Source organism: Cytophagia bacterium CHB2 (assembly GCA_030263535.1).
GTDB lineage: Bacteria > Zhuqueibacterota > Zhuqueibacteria > Zhuqueibacterales > Zhuqueibacteraceae > Coneutiohabitans.
On sequence record SZPB01000007.1, the window covers coordinates 17,755 to 31,704 of the forward strand.

Annotated in this window: 9 protein-coding genes; 2 read left to right on the plus strand and 7 right to left on the minus strand. The window is 53.2% G+C overall.

Features of this window, described 5'->3' with window-relative positions:
- Nucleotides 1–21: 21 nt before the first annotated feature.
- The 4 genes from FBQ85_01720 to FBQ85_01735 form a co-directional block, all read right to left on the minus strand.
- A complete protein-coding gene (locus FBQ85_01720; protein MDL1873882.1) occupies nucleotides 22–1,068 on the minus strand; it encodes a DUF2961 domain-containing protein in 1,047 nt (348 codons plus the stop codon).
- Nucleotides 1,069–1,191: 123 nt separating this feature from the next.
- Nucleotides 1,192–1,977 carry a phytanoyl-CoA dioxygenase family protein gene (locus tag FBQ85_01725; GenBank protein ID MDL1873883.1) on the minus strand — a complete coding sequence of 262 codons (786 nt, stop codon included), beginning with the start codon at nucleotides 1,975–1,977 and terminating at the stop codon, nucleotides 1,192–1,194.
- A 171-nt stretch (nucleotides 1,978–2,148) separates the two neighbouring features.
- Nucleotides 2,149–4,443 carry a hypothetical protein gene (locus tag FBQ85_01730; protein MDL1873884.1) on the minus strand — a complete coding sequence of 765 codons (2,295 nt, stop codon included), beginning with the start codon at nucleotides 4,441–4,443 and terminating at the stop codon, nucleotides 2,149–2,151.
- 168 nt (nucleotides 4,444–4,611) lie between these two features.
- The gene (locus tag FBQ85_01735; protein ID MDL1873885.1) at nucleotides 4,612–6,684 is read right to left on the minus strand and encodes a hypothetical protein; all 2,073 of its coding nucleotides are present in this window, start codon (nucleotides 6,682–6,684) and stop codon (nucleotides 4,612–4,614) included.
- Nucleotides 6,685–6,828: 144 nt separating this feature from the next.
- Between FBQ85_01735 and FBQ85_01740 the strand changes: the two genes are divergently transcribed.
- Together FBQ85_01740 and FBQ85_01745 are read left to right on the plus strand one after the other, a co-directional pair.
- The gene (locus tag FBQ85_01740; GenBank protein ID MDL1873886.1) at nucleotides 6,829–7,047 is read left to right on the plus strand and encodes a hypothetical protein; all 219 of its coding nucleotides are present in this window, start codon (nucleotides 6,829–6,831) and stop codon (nucleotides 7,045–7,047) included.
- Nucleotides 7,044–7,370, plus strand: a complete 327-nt coding sequence (locus FBQ85_01745; protein ID MDL1873887.1) for a putative toxin-antitoxin system toxin component, PIN family — start codon at nucleotides 7,044–7,046, stop codon at nucleotides 7,368–7,370. The genes FBQ85_01740 and FBQ85_01745 overlap by 4 nt, the downstream gene beginning before the upstream one ends.
- 85 nt (nucleotides 7,371–7,455) lie before the next feature.
- Here FBQ85_01745 and FBQ85_01750 read toward each other — a convergent pair whose 3' ends face one another.
- The 3 genes from FBQ85_01750 to FBQ85_01760 all read right to left on the minus strand — a co-directional run bounded on the left by FBQ85_01750 (nucleotide 7,456) and on the right by FBQ85_01760 (nucleotide 13,914).
- Nucleotides 7,456–9,708, minus strand: coding sequence for a hypothetical protein (locus FBQ85_01750; protein ID MDL1873888.1), 2,253 nt, complete (start codon nucleotides 9,706–9,708; stop codon nucleotides 7,456–7,458).
- Nucleotides 9,709–10,255: 547 nt separating this feature from the next.
- Nucleotides 10,256–11,290, minus strand: coding sequence for a PorV/PorQ family protein (locus tag FBQ85_01755; protein MDL1873889.1), 1,035 nt, complete (start codon nucleotides 11,288–11,290; stop codon nucleotides 10,256–10,258).
- A gap of 98 nt (nucleotides 11,291–11,388) precedes the next feature.
- On the minus strand, nucleotides 11,389–13,914 hold the full coding sequence (locus FBQ85_01760) for a T9SS type A sorting domain-containing protein (GenBank protein ID MDL1873890.1): 2,526 nt from the start codon (nucleotides 13,912–13,914) through the stop codon (nucleotides 11,389–11,391).
- Between the last annotated feature and the right edge of the window lie 36 nt (nucleotides 13,915–13,950).

Here is a 13,950-nt window from a genome sequence, read left to right on the forward strand (position 1 = left end):
AAGCCTGGCTTCGCTGGCTTGTTATCTCGGAAACCTCATTTCTCTTTCAGGTAATGGCGGAAAATCCGCATGCGGCTCGGTTTGATACCAATAAGCCACCGAAGAAATATCATCCGTCAATGGTTGATACTGCCGCGTCGGCCACCAACCCAAAGCCTGAATCGTCACGCGCAAATCTTGTGAGAAGCGGATGGGATCCGGCACATGCCAGCGATACATGGCATGCTTGGGAATCTCGTTTGCTTCTTTGCGCCAAAGCGGGTATCCCAGAAACGGCGTGGAATACGTTTCGCCAAAGCACCATGCCCCGCCGAAATAATCTTCCGTGCCGGTGCCGCAAATCGTCGGATACTCGCCATCACCATCAATAAAAAATTTTACTTCACCTTCACCCCACCAGCCGTTGGAAAGCTGCTCCCACGCGAGAACTGTGCCGGCGTAATGGCCGCGGCCGTGCACGTTGTCCAAAATAACATGCTCGGGATGCTCGCGCCGTGTCATGCTGCGCCGCCATTGCGCGTGAAAATACCCGGCGTTTTCCGGAACTTTATCCAAAGCATAAGTGATTTGATAAAAGAAATGCGGGAACTCTACTTCATGTTGATTTTCAACCGTGACGCGAGCGTGCCGGCGAAAAGGCATGGGCCAGTAGCAATTGCATCCGCCGGAGGGATTAACGGCGACCATCAGAGAGCTGATGTTGTAGCGCAAACCATGTCCCAGCGCGAAGAAGTCGCCAAGCGGGACTTCGACGGAAGGCTCGGCTTCTTCATCCCAATAAAAGCGCAGAATGCAATCGCGATGGGCTTTGACGTCGGTGGTGATCCAAATATGCTGAATCACACCCGGGCCGGCAATGTCGGCTAGCGTTGCGGTTTGTTGCGGCGGCAAGGCAATGCAGGGCCGCACCTTCCAGCCTTTGCCGAGATGGAAAGCCGCATTTTTTGCGTCTTCAGGCACAGCGCGTGCGCCGCCGGCTTTTTCACCGGTGGGGTTTTCCGCAGAAATGGAGCGTGTTTTGGCAGAAGTGATCAGTGGCAAGCTGGCGAGGTTGAGAAAGTCATTCATGGCACGTTGTTGTTCAAAAAACGCAAGCCACACGCAAAGGCGCAGAGTCGCAAAGGGACCGCAAAGAAATCCTCTGCGTATTCTTTGCATCTGGGCGCCGTTGTGGGTGGGCTTTGCATTCTGCTATTTGCTTTGCGCCCGCTGCTCGCGCGCGGTTTGTTTGATCTCGTTCCAGTGAAACCGCCGCGGTGTGGCGCGCTTTTTCTGCGCTGCGCCAAATCCGAGAATGTACGCCCGGCGTGGGATAGCGGAACGATTCGGCGGTGTGTAATGCAGCGTGCGCGAGGCATGCACGGTTGCGCCGCCGGGCGGCAAGGGACAAGCAATCGCCTGGGATAAATCAACCAGGCTCATATCAACTTCCAAACCGTGAATGCGCGGATCATGATTGATGGAATGATGCGGCAAAACTTCCAGGCGGTGGCTGCCGGGAATGAAATACATGCAGCCGTTTTCCGGCGTGGCTTCTTGCAGCGGCATCCAAAAGCTGCCTTCGTTATAATCCAACTCAGGATTCCAATACGCCTCATCTTGGTGCCAGGGCGTTTCGGCGCCATAGTGCGCCGGCTTGAAAATCGCGTGCTCACCTTTGTATGATGAGGCAGCGCCAAAAAGCTGTTGCGAGATTGCCAACGCATTGGCGCGATAGAGCGTATGCGCCAGCTCCGGCGCGTATTTCACCGGCATGAGAATTTGCGGCAGCGCGGCCGTTGCACCCTCTTCATCCGCGCCGGCCAAATCAAATTGATTGCCTTCCGCGCGGCCCGCTTGTTTGGCAAACAATTCATCATAGATTTCGCGAATGCGCGCGACTTCTTCCGCGGTGGTGATGGCGGGAATCACCAAGTAACCTTCGCGATGGAAGAAATCGATTTGATCTTGTGTGAGTTTGATCGTTGGCTCGGGCATGTTGTTTTTTTCGATATTTCTGCGGGAGCGAGCCGTCTCTGATGAATTTTGGCAATCAGAACCGGGTTCACATTTGTTCCGCAGCGGCTTGGCCGTGACCGCCACGAAGGGCAAGCCACGGCCAAGCCGTGGCTGAACATTGCCGAACGTGACTATCAAAACCCGCCGGATTTATTTCGCCGCTTCTGCTTCCCAATAACGCAATTTTCCTACGCCCGGCTGATCCGGACTGCCGTCAAAATTCAATCCGAAGTCCGACGGCGCTTGTTCGTGCAGCACGCGATTTTTGTGGAGAATTTTCACGCCGCCGGTGAAGGCGTAATGAATCTTGTCGCGTTCTTCCACCACAAACAGATGATAGGCATCGGTTTCGTAATCGCCATAAACCGTTTTGCCGGAATCATAGGTGTATTTGGGCCGGCGCCAATCGCGAATCAATTCGGCTTGCAGATCCAGCTTCGCGCCGATGAGATATTTCTTCTGCGGCGTGTTGATCGCAAGGCCAACGGCTTGAGGATAACTCGAAATACTCAACATTTCAATTTGACGGCGATACTTTTCCGGATCATCGTTTTGATCATGCGGAATCAATACCGTGACGAAAACTTGTAAGTCGCCGGGAAAACCGTGCCGGCCAATGAGTTGATAGATGACTTTCTCCTGCTGCCAATAGCGCATTTGCGTTTCCACGCCCTCTTCCAATTGCGCGCGTTGCGGAAAATAAATCAACAGCCGCTCGCTGCCGCCCACGGGCAGAGTTTGCAAGGAATCATACGTGGTGTCATACCAGCCTTCGCCCTGCGCCAGAATTTTTCTGGTGTGCCAAAGATTCGCGAGCGTCAGGTAGGTATCTTTTTTGAAGCGGATAACATCGAAAATAACGAACCAATCGAGCTCTTTGACATAATTGATGATGCGATCGGCATCGTAGCCGAGATGCTCATCAATCAGGCGCGTGCGCGAGAGATCAAAATGCTTGAGCGCGAGAAAGTCAATTTTCTGCGTGCGCACCGGCCGGTAGGCGCCGGAGTTGCGAAAGAAATCCAGCAGGTTTTGCCCGGGCACGGCCGCGCGGCCCGGGGAGGCAAAACGGAATTGCCCCTGTTTTTGCCCGAGCGCAATTTTTCCGTCGCGCGCCACGATGCGGTTGTGAAAATAATCCGCGCGATATGCGCCGTACGGACCGCTGGGCATGAAATCGCGATAGCCGCCGTCGTGCAGCAGCATGGTGTTGTTCTTCATCAACAACACAATGCTGTTTTCATCGGAATTGCCATGATGCATTTTCTCTTCTTCGACGGGAATGGTGTTGCGCAAATATTCCCGGAAGAGCCAGCCGCCGTCGCCTTCATCGCGGTAGTTGAGCAACAGATATGTGCTGTTGGGCTGCCAGCCATTGCGCAATACAATTTTCTTGCCGACGATGTCTTCCAGCACTTCCTGGCTTCCGGAGGTTGGCGCTGCGGCCTCCAAAGAAAAATCTGACCAGCGATAGGCATCGGAAAGCACCAGAGCGGTGAATACGCCTTTGCGTTCCGGCAAGGGATGAAGGTATTTGCGAAAATGTTGCGCGGCCGCCCAGCGCAAACGCGCATCCTGAAAAACGGCGGCGCCCTTTTCAAAAAACGGAATCATGCGTTCCCAGCCGCCGCCCCAATTCGCGTCGCCGAAATCCGGCACAATGCCCGCCGGACTGATCAACCCAAGAAAGTATTGAAAGTAATAATTCATCACCGGCGTTTGATACAGGCTTTCATCTCCGCGCACGTCGCTGGCATAGGCCAGCAAAGAATAGAGCCAAACCGCATGATAGCCGGTGGCATCTTCGATTTCCCACTGGCCCCAATTGTCGTTGGCAATGGCATTACCCATAGTCTGCCATTTGTCGCGATGCGGATGCTCCGGCAAGACTTTGGCCGCGTAGAGCAAGCCTTCAGCGCGCAGGATCGCGCGATTCATCGGGCCCCATTCTTGAAAATTCACAAAAAAATCCGCGCTCTCGGCAATATTCTGGTCGATGATCTGGCGTTCGCGCGGACTGAGCAACACGTGCTTGCGCAGAATAGCGTAGGCATGAATGTATTTGCTGAAGGTAAAAATATTCGGAAGCGCGGGCAGGCCCTGGGCATATTGCGCCTGGGTTTTGTAATAATCCGGCGGATAAGCCTTTTTATGCTCGGCGTAATGCAGCAATATTCTGCGCGCGCGATCCAAAAATTTCGCGTCGCGGCTGATTTCAAAAATATTGGCGGATAGCGCGGCGAGATAAACTTCGTTGCCCGGCGGAAGATAACCGAACACATTGTTCACGTCGATGTTCTTGCGCCAGTTTTCGCGCTCGGCTTCCAAATTTTGCCAGCCCTCTTCTGCTGCCGCCAAAATGTAGGTGAGATACTCTTCCGGCGAAACAGCATCGGTTTGGGATGATGCGATAGAGCATAAGCCCAGCAAGAAGAAGATTGACAACAACGCCCATCTCCCTGGCAGGCTATACCTGCCCCTCCGTGTCATTCTGTAAGAATCCTGTGAAAATCCACTACTGTCCTCAAAATTCACAAGATTCTTTCGGAATGACAGCGCAAAGTGTTTATGCAGATTAAAGCGTTTGCTTCCCAGTCTTTTCATGATCTCATCTCAGGTTGCAATTTCAAACTCCGGAATCGTCTCCGTATCCAGCACACGGCAAGTGATTGCGCGCGAGGATTTGTTTAATTTGACCAAAAGTTCCGGCGCATTCGTGCGGGAAATTTCCACCGCGCCCGGCGCCTCGCCTTTGCGCACCGGCAATAAAACCGTCACCAGAAAAGATGCCAAATCCGGCGTCTGAGTGCTGACTTCCGCAAAGGGATGCTTGGCCGCATTTTCTTCGGGAATGGGCAGGCGCAAGACTTCAACACCAATACCGTTCTGGCTGGCTGCGAAGGCATGCAACTCTGCGTGCGGCCGCATTGTTTTGAAGCCGCTGCTTGCGGGGGTGATGCTGCCCTTGCCATCCAAATTGTAGGCAAAGAAGCGGGCTTGTATGCGGGAGGGCTGCGCCGTTTTCACAACTTTGTCCAATATCAAAACTCCAGGCAGCTCATGCAGAACGATTACGGTGCGTGTTATCGACTTCACATCGGGCGTCACCAATTGATACGCCGGTGTGGCATCGCTCGTCCAGAAAAAATATCCGGACCGCTCGCCTTTGCGAACGATGCGGGCCGCAGCTTGCGAGGCATTCGTGCCCTCCGAGCCGTCATGATATTGATGCGGCCGGCCGTCGATCAGCACCGCGCTGTGTCCCGCGGTTGTGCGCATCATCCAGCTCGGATCGCTGAAGCTGTACGGTGGGCGATAAGGATCCGCCACGAGGTGTTCGCCAAAGCATTTCACGATGATGCTGTTGCGGTCGGCGTGCTCGTGATTCGAGGGGCCGCCGCTGCGCATCGCGACAACTAAATCTTTAGGTTGATAACCCGTACGCGCCACAATCCAATCCAAATCCGAATGCCACAATTGCGGACCCGACTTGGGCGCCACGGCTTGCATCTGCGGCCGATGCCAGATTAAGGCCCATTCATCCAGGTCTCCGCCCAATTTTTCTGCGAACCACAAAGCCTGAGGTTCATGAAAGTGAGCGGCAATCCACATGGGCATGGAACTGCGTTTGGGTTTGCCAGCCTCCCCGGTCTTGGCGTTGCCATTGTCGCCGAAGTTGACGATTTCATAAAGATCATCCTGCACCGGCATGGCCATGCCGTAGACATAATCCAAATAACCCGGCCAATTGATCAAATCGTATAGATCCGCCATCCCGAAGCGATGCAAGATCGTTGTGGCTTGCGCGAGGTGCAACGCGGTGTAATGCGCGTAAGAAACGCCTTCATCGTATGAACCATCGCGCGCGAAAAGATCGCGAAACGTTTTGATGCTGTAAATCGCCTGTTCCAGCCAGCGTTCGGTTTTTTCACTTTTGCCGAATTGTTGCTGGTACGCAACCGCGCCGATGGTCAAAGCCGAGGCCGGCACAGCCTTGAGATTAGTTCTGTCCAAAATATGCGGCCAGTTGCTGAGGTCGACACGATCGCCCGGACGATGTTCGAAGTAGGTGCTGGTTTGATCCATGCTCCACCCCACGACGCGCTCGGGGTAACGCATGCCATAGAGACTGCGAAAACATGGCTCGCAGCCGCGCTCGCCCATGGTTTCCAACCAGCTCGCGCGCTCTTTTTTATCCACGAAATCGCCCAGCCAATCGGCGCAGAAAGCCGCAGCCAGAACGGAACTCGAGGCGCGCTGAATGCCGATCACGTCTTTGCCGGCTTCTAAAAAGTAATCCCACTTGGGGAATTTCATCATGGTGCGAATGCAATCCGCCGCAAGCTTGGCCGCGTCTTTATCTTCCGTCATCGCATAGAAAAAAGCCATTTGTTGCGCGGAATCGCTGAGGCGCGCAATGTGATAGAGATGATCGTTATAGCGCACTTCGGATTTGAGAAACTTGCGTTCTTTGGCGCGATCGAACGCGGCGAGGCGCCGGCGCAGCGCGACAAACAATGCGTTTTCCGAAAAGGCAGCGCGCATGGCTTGAAGTTGGGTCTCATCAAAAAACAGCTTTCCGGCAAGCGGCGAGCCGCCCCGGGACAAATTCAGAAGCGGCATCGGCAGGAACATTGCCGGCGCGGCGAGCGAAGCAAGCTGGAGGAAATCGCGGCGGGTAGGCATGGGGGTCTCTCTTTTGATATAGGCGAAGCTTGACTGGTGGTCAAGATTTCATTTTGCTCTATCAAACGTATTGTATCTATAAAAACTTTTGTTATATTTCCGGCAACGCTTTGGTTTACTCATACGAGAAAGGAATCAACGGCCATGCTTGAAACGATCACGGTCACGCTGCCGGCAGATCTTGAGCCGGCATTTAATGACGCCATAAAAGAAGAAGGCATTTCACCAAACGAATTTGTCAGTGTGGCTGTCAAAGAGTACCTTTTTCTGCGCCGGTTTCGGCTGCTTCGCGAGCGCATGGTGATGCAGGCGCAGGCTCAGGGCATTTATACCGATCAAGACGTTTTTAAACGTGTCTCATGAAGATCGTATTGGACACCAACGTTCTTATTGCAGCGCTGATTACACGAGGCGTTTGCAGCCAACTGATCGAGCACTGTTTTGAAAGCCACGAGCTTTTCACTTCAAAATTTATTTTAGACGAGGTGAGCACAAACCTTTTCAATAAGTTTCGCTTTAATTCAGATGACATTACAGAAGCCCTCGATCTCCTGCAATCCAAAATGCAGCCGGTTACGCCTGTTGAACTGAAAACGCCTGTATGCCGCGATCGGGATGACGACATGATCCGGCGACGGCGCTGGCTGCGGACGCCGCCTGCATTATTACCGGCGACAAAGATTTGATCACCCTGCAACGTTTTCAGACGATTGACATCGTCTCACCCGCAGACTTCATCGACTACGAATCGCGTCGTCAATAAAGTCTTCCTCATTTCGATGTGATCGACACGCTATCCTCCCAATACCGCCACTTCACAAACCCCACGCGATCGGGCGCGCCGTCAAGCTGCAAGCCGTGCGTGTTGGGCAAGGCCTCCATCAACGCTTTGCCTTGGTAGATCACCTTCAAAACCTCTGAAGCAGAATAACTGATCTCATTGCCGGAAATCGTGGCAAAGAGAAAATGCGCATCGGTTTCAAAATCGCCATAGGGCACGCGGCCTGCTTCCCAGGTGTAGCGCGGGCGAATATTCTCGCGCACGACGCCGAGGTTCAAATCCAGCTTCACGCCGAGAACGGAAACCTCTTTGCCGTTTTTGATTTCAATGCCGATGGCACGCGGAAACGCCGGCATGGGAATGAGGCGCAAGTTCTGCAATCGCGCCGATGGGCTTTCGCCGTTCTTCACCGGAATCAAAGCCGTCGCAAATACTTCATAGTCGCCGGCGCGGTAGTAGCTGGATTGGGTTTGATAAATCGCGATCTCTTCTTGATAATGGCGCGTTTCATCGTAAGTGCCAATTGTTTTGGCGCGGGTTTCCAAAAATTGGATCAGCAGGTGTTGATCCTGCGGCAGCGCGATATTGCCGATGGAATCAATCGAGGTCACGAAGAAATTAGCGCCTTTCTCTTGAATCTTGCGCGTGTGCCAGAAATTGGTAAAGGTGTAATAATCGGTTTGCTTGACTTCGATTGCGTCGATCACGATGAACATGTTTTGTTTTTTGAGATAGGTGATGACACGATCCCACGCATAACCGAGCGCGTCATCGTGTAGCCGCGTACGGCTCATATCCACCTCACGCAAATTGAGAAAGTCGATCTTCTGCGTGCGCACCGGCCGGTAGGCGCCGGAATTGCGCACGAATTCTTGCAGCGATTGATGCACATCGCGCTTGTTCTTGCGCGCCACCAGGCGATTGTGAAAATAATCCGCGCGGAATTGGCCGTATTTGCCGCTGGGCAGGCCGTCGCGATAGCCGCCGTCATGCAACAACACTGAGCCGCCGGACATGAACAACGTAATATCATTCTCATCCGAGTGGCCGTGGTGCATTTTTTCTTCTTCCACGGAAATCGTATTGCGCAAAAACTCGCGATGCACAAAGCCGCCCTCGCCTTCATCACGGTAGTTCAGTAAAAGATATGTGCTTACCGGCTCCCACCCATTGCGGAAGACGACTTTTTTGCCGATCACATCATCCACAACTTCCTGACTCAACGATTGCGGTTGTTGCGCCAACAGCGTTTCATCCGCCCATTGATAAGCAAATGCAAATGACGATGCTGCACCGGTGCCTTTCTGCGGATAAAGCGCCGTCATCTTTTCAAACATGCGCTCGGCAATCCACTTCAGTTCTGGATCGCGATAGCGGCTCGCCATGCGTTCGAATACGGCGATGTAACGATCCCACGAGGGATTCCAGTTGGCATCGCCGAAATCCGGAATGTTATGGGCCGGCGTGAAGAGACGTTTGAAATATTCGGCATAATAGCGCATGAATGGCGTGTCATCAAGCTGCTCATTACCGCTGATGTCAGCGTACGTGAAAAGCGAGAGCAGCCACACGGGATGATAAATGCTGGCGTCTTCGATTTCCCATTGCTTGAGATTATCGCTGGCAATGGTTTCGGCCATTTGCCTCCATTTTGCCGCGTGCGGATGGTTGGGCATGGCGAGATAGCCGTAATACAAGCCCTCCGCTCTCAGCATGGCGCGATTGTGCGCGCCCCATTCGGGAAAATGAAAAACAAAATCCAGACTGTGCGCCAGCTCGGCTTCGATTTTGGCCTTGATTTTATCCGTAAGCACACCGCTGTCGCGAATGCGCTGATAAGCGCGCACGTAGGGCGGCAGAAAGAAAAAGTTCGCCAGCGCGGGAATGCCGTTCACATACTCTGCACGCGTTTTCGCATAGTCTTTGGGATAGGCGTTGCGCAGATCGCCGTATTCCGCCAGTAATTGCGCGGCGCGCTCGGCATGAATCTTTTCTTGCGTTTCTTGAAAAAGAAATCCCAAAACATCGGCAAGATAAATCGGCTCTGCCGGCGAGTTATAACCCCACAGGGTGCTGGGATTGACGTTGGCTTTCCACTTGGAAATGATTTCGGGATGTTTTTGCCAGGCTTGTTCAGCAGTGGCCGTAATGTAAGCTAAATATTTTTCCCGAGAGGATTGCGCAGAGAGAGGAAGAGAAGCGATCATAAGAAACAAAAGCAGCACAAAGAACAACTGAGACATTTTTTTCATCATGTTGTGGCCATAAAATCACATTCGCAAAGATTAAGAAAGTCGCCAAAGACCGGAGGGTTATGAGAAAGAGTCAAAGTATCTTCGGCGACTTTCGTTGTTGCAGTGAACAAAAAATGCTCCCAAGGCGGCGCTCTTTCCCGGGAGCATTGAGGCGGCGAGCAGCAGCCCTTACCTGAGCCTGACCAGCCCGCGCCCCAAAAAGCGCACGCGGAGACGCATCGAAAATTGTTAACACCCTACGGCTTTGGGTCTCCGCGCGAAAGCCTTTGCTGTACAGCGATAAAACCTTGTTCACGTCGTTTGAAAACAACACCGTCCGGCCCAATGCCGTTTCCTTAGGCGATATTTCGTAGTCCCGGCCCCTCGTGGGCCGCTGAATTTGTAACATTTTCAGTGCCCCACAAGGGGCAAGACTACTAAGGAAACGGCATTGCCGTCCGGCCGGTTATGCACAAAACAATTCATCAGCTACGGCATTCATACAAGCTTTACAAATAACCGCCCGGACGGTTGCACAATTTTAAACGAACACGAATTAGAACGACACGTTGACCGTGAAGCGGTGCGTGTTGTCCAATATGCCGAATTCGGTGAAAGCGTAATCAACCATGATCTTGTTCTCACCCATCGGCACACGCAGACCGGCGCCGAAGGAAATGCCTTCTTCGCTGCGTGGGACATCGTCCAAAATCTGACTATCAAACTCATTGCGTTTCGATTCGGAAACGCCGGAGTAGTTGAACTTGTAGCCGCCGCGCACCGCAAAATAATCACTGAAGGAGTATTCGCCGCCGGTGAAAATCAACTGATCGGTATCCTGCGGTTTGGTGGCGTCCGCCATGAACTTAATCGTGTGCTGCTCGTTGTGATACAGGTCAATCGAAGCGCCGACGCTGAACACCAGAGGCAGGGGCGCGCCGATATCATAGAACCTGAGATCTTTGCCCAGGTTGTTGATGCGGGCGCCGATCACGGCATTGCGGAATCCGATGTTGTACGTCGAGCCAAAATCGAAAGCATAGCTCGTGGTGCTCACATTATCGATGCCCTGCCGGATGAACTTCACCGAAGTTCCCAACGCCAGCCGGTCGGTAAACCTGCGGGCGTAGGTGATATTCACCGCCAGATCGAGGTAATCGTAGGTGTCGCCCGTTTCGTTGTCGTAGGGGGTGAACGTCGAGAGCAAAAAGCTCGGGACGACGTCACGATCCGCGGCAATACCCGAAACGCCCAATGAAACAAAGCCGATGCCCAACGTGCCGAAATTGCCAAAGTCATGGGCAATGGCGCCGGCATTGTGGGAAAGATCCGCGATCCAACGGTTGTAGCTAAACGACGCCTGCCATTGGTTGTTGCTCAGCGCAATACCGGCGGGGTTCCAAAACATCTGATTGACATCACCGGAAAGCGAGGTGGTGGCGGAACCCATGGCAACGGCTCGCGCGCCCACGCCAACCTTCAAAAAGGCCGCGCCGGTATAGCCGCTTTTCTTCTGAACTTGGCCAAAGCTCAAACCGGTGGCAACGAGCACCAGTATTAGCGCAGCCATGACGCGTTTTATGAGATTCATATTCTGTGTCTCCAAAAGATATTGAAATGCTTCTGTGCCATTTCATGCCGCCCGGCATTCGACCATCGAACCGGACGGCATCATGAACGAGGTGCTCGTTATCTCAGGATCGAAAAATAACCGGTTTGCTGGCCGCCGTCATATTCCGCCACGTAGATATACAAGCCGCTCGCGACTTCGATGCCGTCTTTGGAGAACATATCCCAAAAGAGCGTGCCATCATTCGGGTTCTGGCCGGTAAACGACAACACATCAATGACCTGGCCGGACACATCAAAAATCGTGATCCTTGTGCCCGTCGGCAAATTGAAGAAGAGGATCTTGTGTTCCAGACCCGTGTCATGCAAGGCTTGTTGCTTGTAAGGATTCGGCTTCACACGAATCTTCAAATCACCGTTCACCAAGGACTGCGCCTGTACCAACGGCGCCTTGAGCACAAAGTTGGCGCCAATGTCCTTCAGGCCGGTCAGGGTTTTCGGATAAAACGAACTGGCCGTGGCAAAATTGTAGGTGCCGGTCCACAGGCCGCTGCGACCATTCCAGTTGGTTTTGTGCGTTTCCAGGCTGGTATAAGGCATGCCCGCCATGGTGCCGCTCTCGTTATCATAGGCCGCGACATAGTACCAGTAGGTAAAACCAAACTGCACCAACTCGTTGGGATCCTCAAACGCATATTTGTATTGATTGGCATCCGCACCGGTGTTGAGATAATTCGCCAGTTCGGCTTTGGGGATCATTTTGACGAGTTTGTACGGACCCGAGGCGTCGGGATCCTGCACGCGATAGAAATCCGAGGCTGCACTGATGTTGGGGTTGTTGGGACGTCCCAGCGCTGCCAGTTCCGCATCCGTTGGATTTTCCTTGGTTTGCAGATGGTAGGTTTCCATCATGCGCCGGCCCACTTGCAGGGAATTCACGCGCGGGAACGCGGTGGTGCGATAAATTTTGTAACCCGCAAAATCAGCCGCGGCTTCAGCGCGATTATCCCACTTCACATTCACCTTCACGTTGACGCTGGGCTCGACTTTAATGTCGGGCGTCGGCGGCGGTTCGGGCACGTTCCAATTGTTCTCGTAAGCCCACTGCGCCGCTTTGCGCGATTGCCGCGCGCCTTGCAGACGGAAGCCCATGTACTCGATCATGACTACGTTGATGGTTTCCCCGACTTCAAGAGAGAAGGGGCCAACGCCGACATAAAAATCACCATCGAAGCCATGTGAATAAGAATAACCTTCCGTCCAGTTGTCTTTGGGATCGGGATTGTCCAGTTCCCAATTCTGTGTCCAGGTATTGTTGTACTTCATGCTGCCATCGGGACGGCCACGCTGGCCTTCCGGCTTCACGATGCCCACGAACGACAACGGATTGCCGACTTCATACGGCTGGGTGGTGTCAAACCAATTAGGATCGGGCCTCAAATCAAATTTGGTGCGATCCCACACTTTGCCGCCGTTGGCATACCAGTTACCCATCGAGAGAATGTGGTTTTCCCAGGGATTGTGGTCGTTGTTGCCGTAACCTTTGCTGACCGAGGTAAACCATCCCCGTTGCGAACCTGCGCCCACCGGATGACTGTCATAAATCGTCTTCTTGTCCGGTTGCGCCACACTGCTGCCCGAGGCCGGCAAGGGGCCTTGCTTGACAGCAATCCAATTGTGGCCGACATAAATATCCTGATAATTCCGGCGACCGTTCATGGTATTTCCCAACGTGCGAGCGCCATCAGCGGCCCACGGAATGGTGACGGTCTTGCCCGAAGCGGTGGTGAAGGTTTTGGTGGTCTTTAGATCCGTCGGCGAGGGGCCAGTGAAATTCACCGGCACATCCCACGGTTCGCCATTTTCATCAGGTGTGGCATCGTAACCGGTTGTCGGACCCGTGAACCAGCCGCTGGCCCCGCGCGTGCCCGCCAGACTGTTGGACATGCTGTTGATCGGCTCGCTGCGCATGTTCAAAACCAGCGCATTGATGCGATTGTTGGTGCTTTCCGGCGTGCCGTTGCCGTCGGCATCCAACACACCGGTGTTGGTCAATTCAAACTCAACCGCGATAAAGTCGTTCATGTTGGCGTGATTGAGCGCATACTGGCGCACGCGCATCTTCACGTAGATGCCGAGGTTGGTCGGGCCTTCGGCGTTGTAAATCATCTGATGGCGACTGTTGGGATCGACCCAGCTCGCGGCATTGTCGGCCAAGCGTTGATTATATGGCGCCGGCAAGCTCACTTTACTGGTTTCGAAAGCATAGACATAGTCTTTCGCCAGAGGATCAGTAGAGCTGGTGAAATTATTGATACCTTTGGAGTATTCAATCATTTCAATGGCCTGCTTCCACGGAATATGCAAGTCGGTTCCGGCAATGTTTTGCGTCGGCGTCGTCCACTGCCGTTCAAGATTTCCGACGCGTGCAAGATACCAGGATTGGTTGGGGTTATCTTGCGCTTCGTAGTACGTCTTTCTTACCCAAGTCGGCGCAAAGGTATCCCAAAGATCGCCGGCCGTAATGACGCCGACTTTTGGGTAGGGATCATTGGGCTTTGACAAATTTTGCGCCCATGTCGCCTGCTGTATAACCATGCCGAGAATCAGCCCGACAAGTATGAACAGGAATTTCTTGTTTTTCATAAATTTTCCTCACAATGAAGAGAAAAGTTGAGTCGT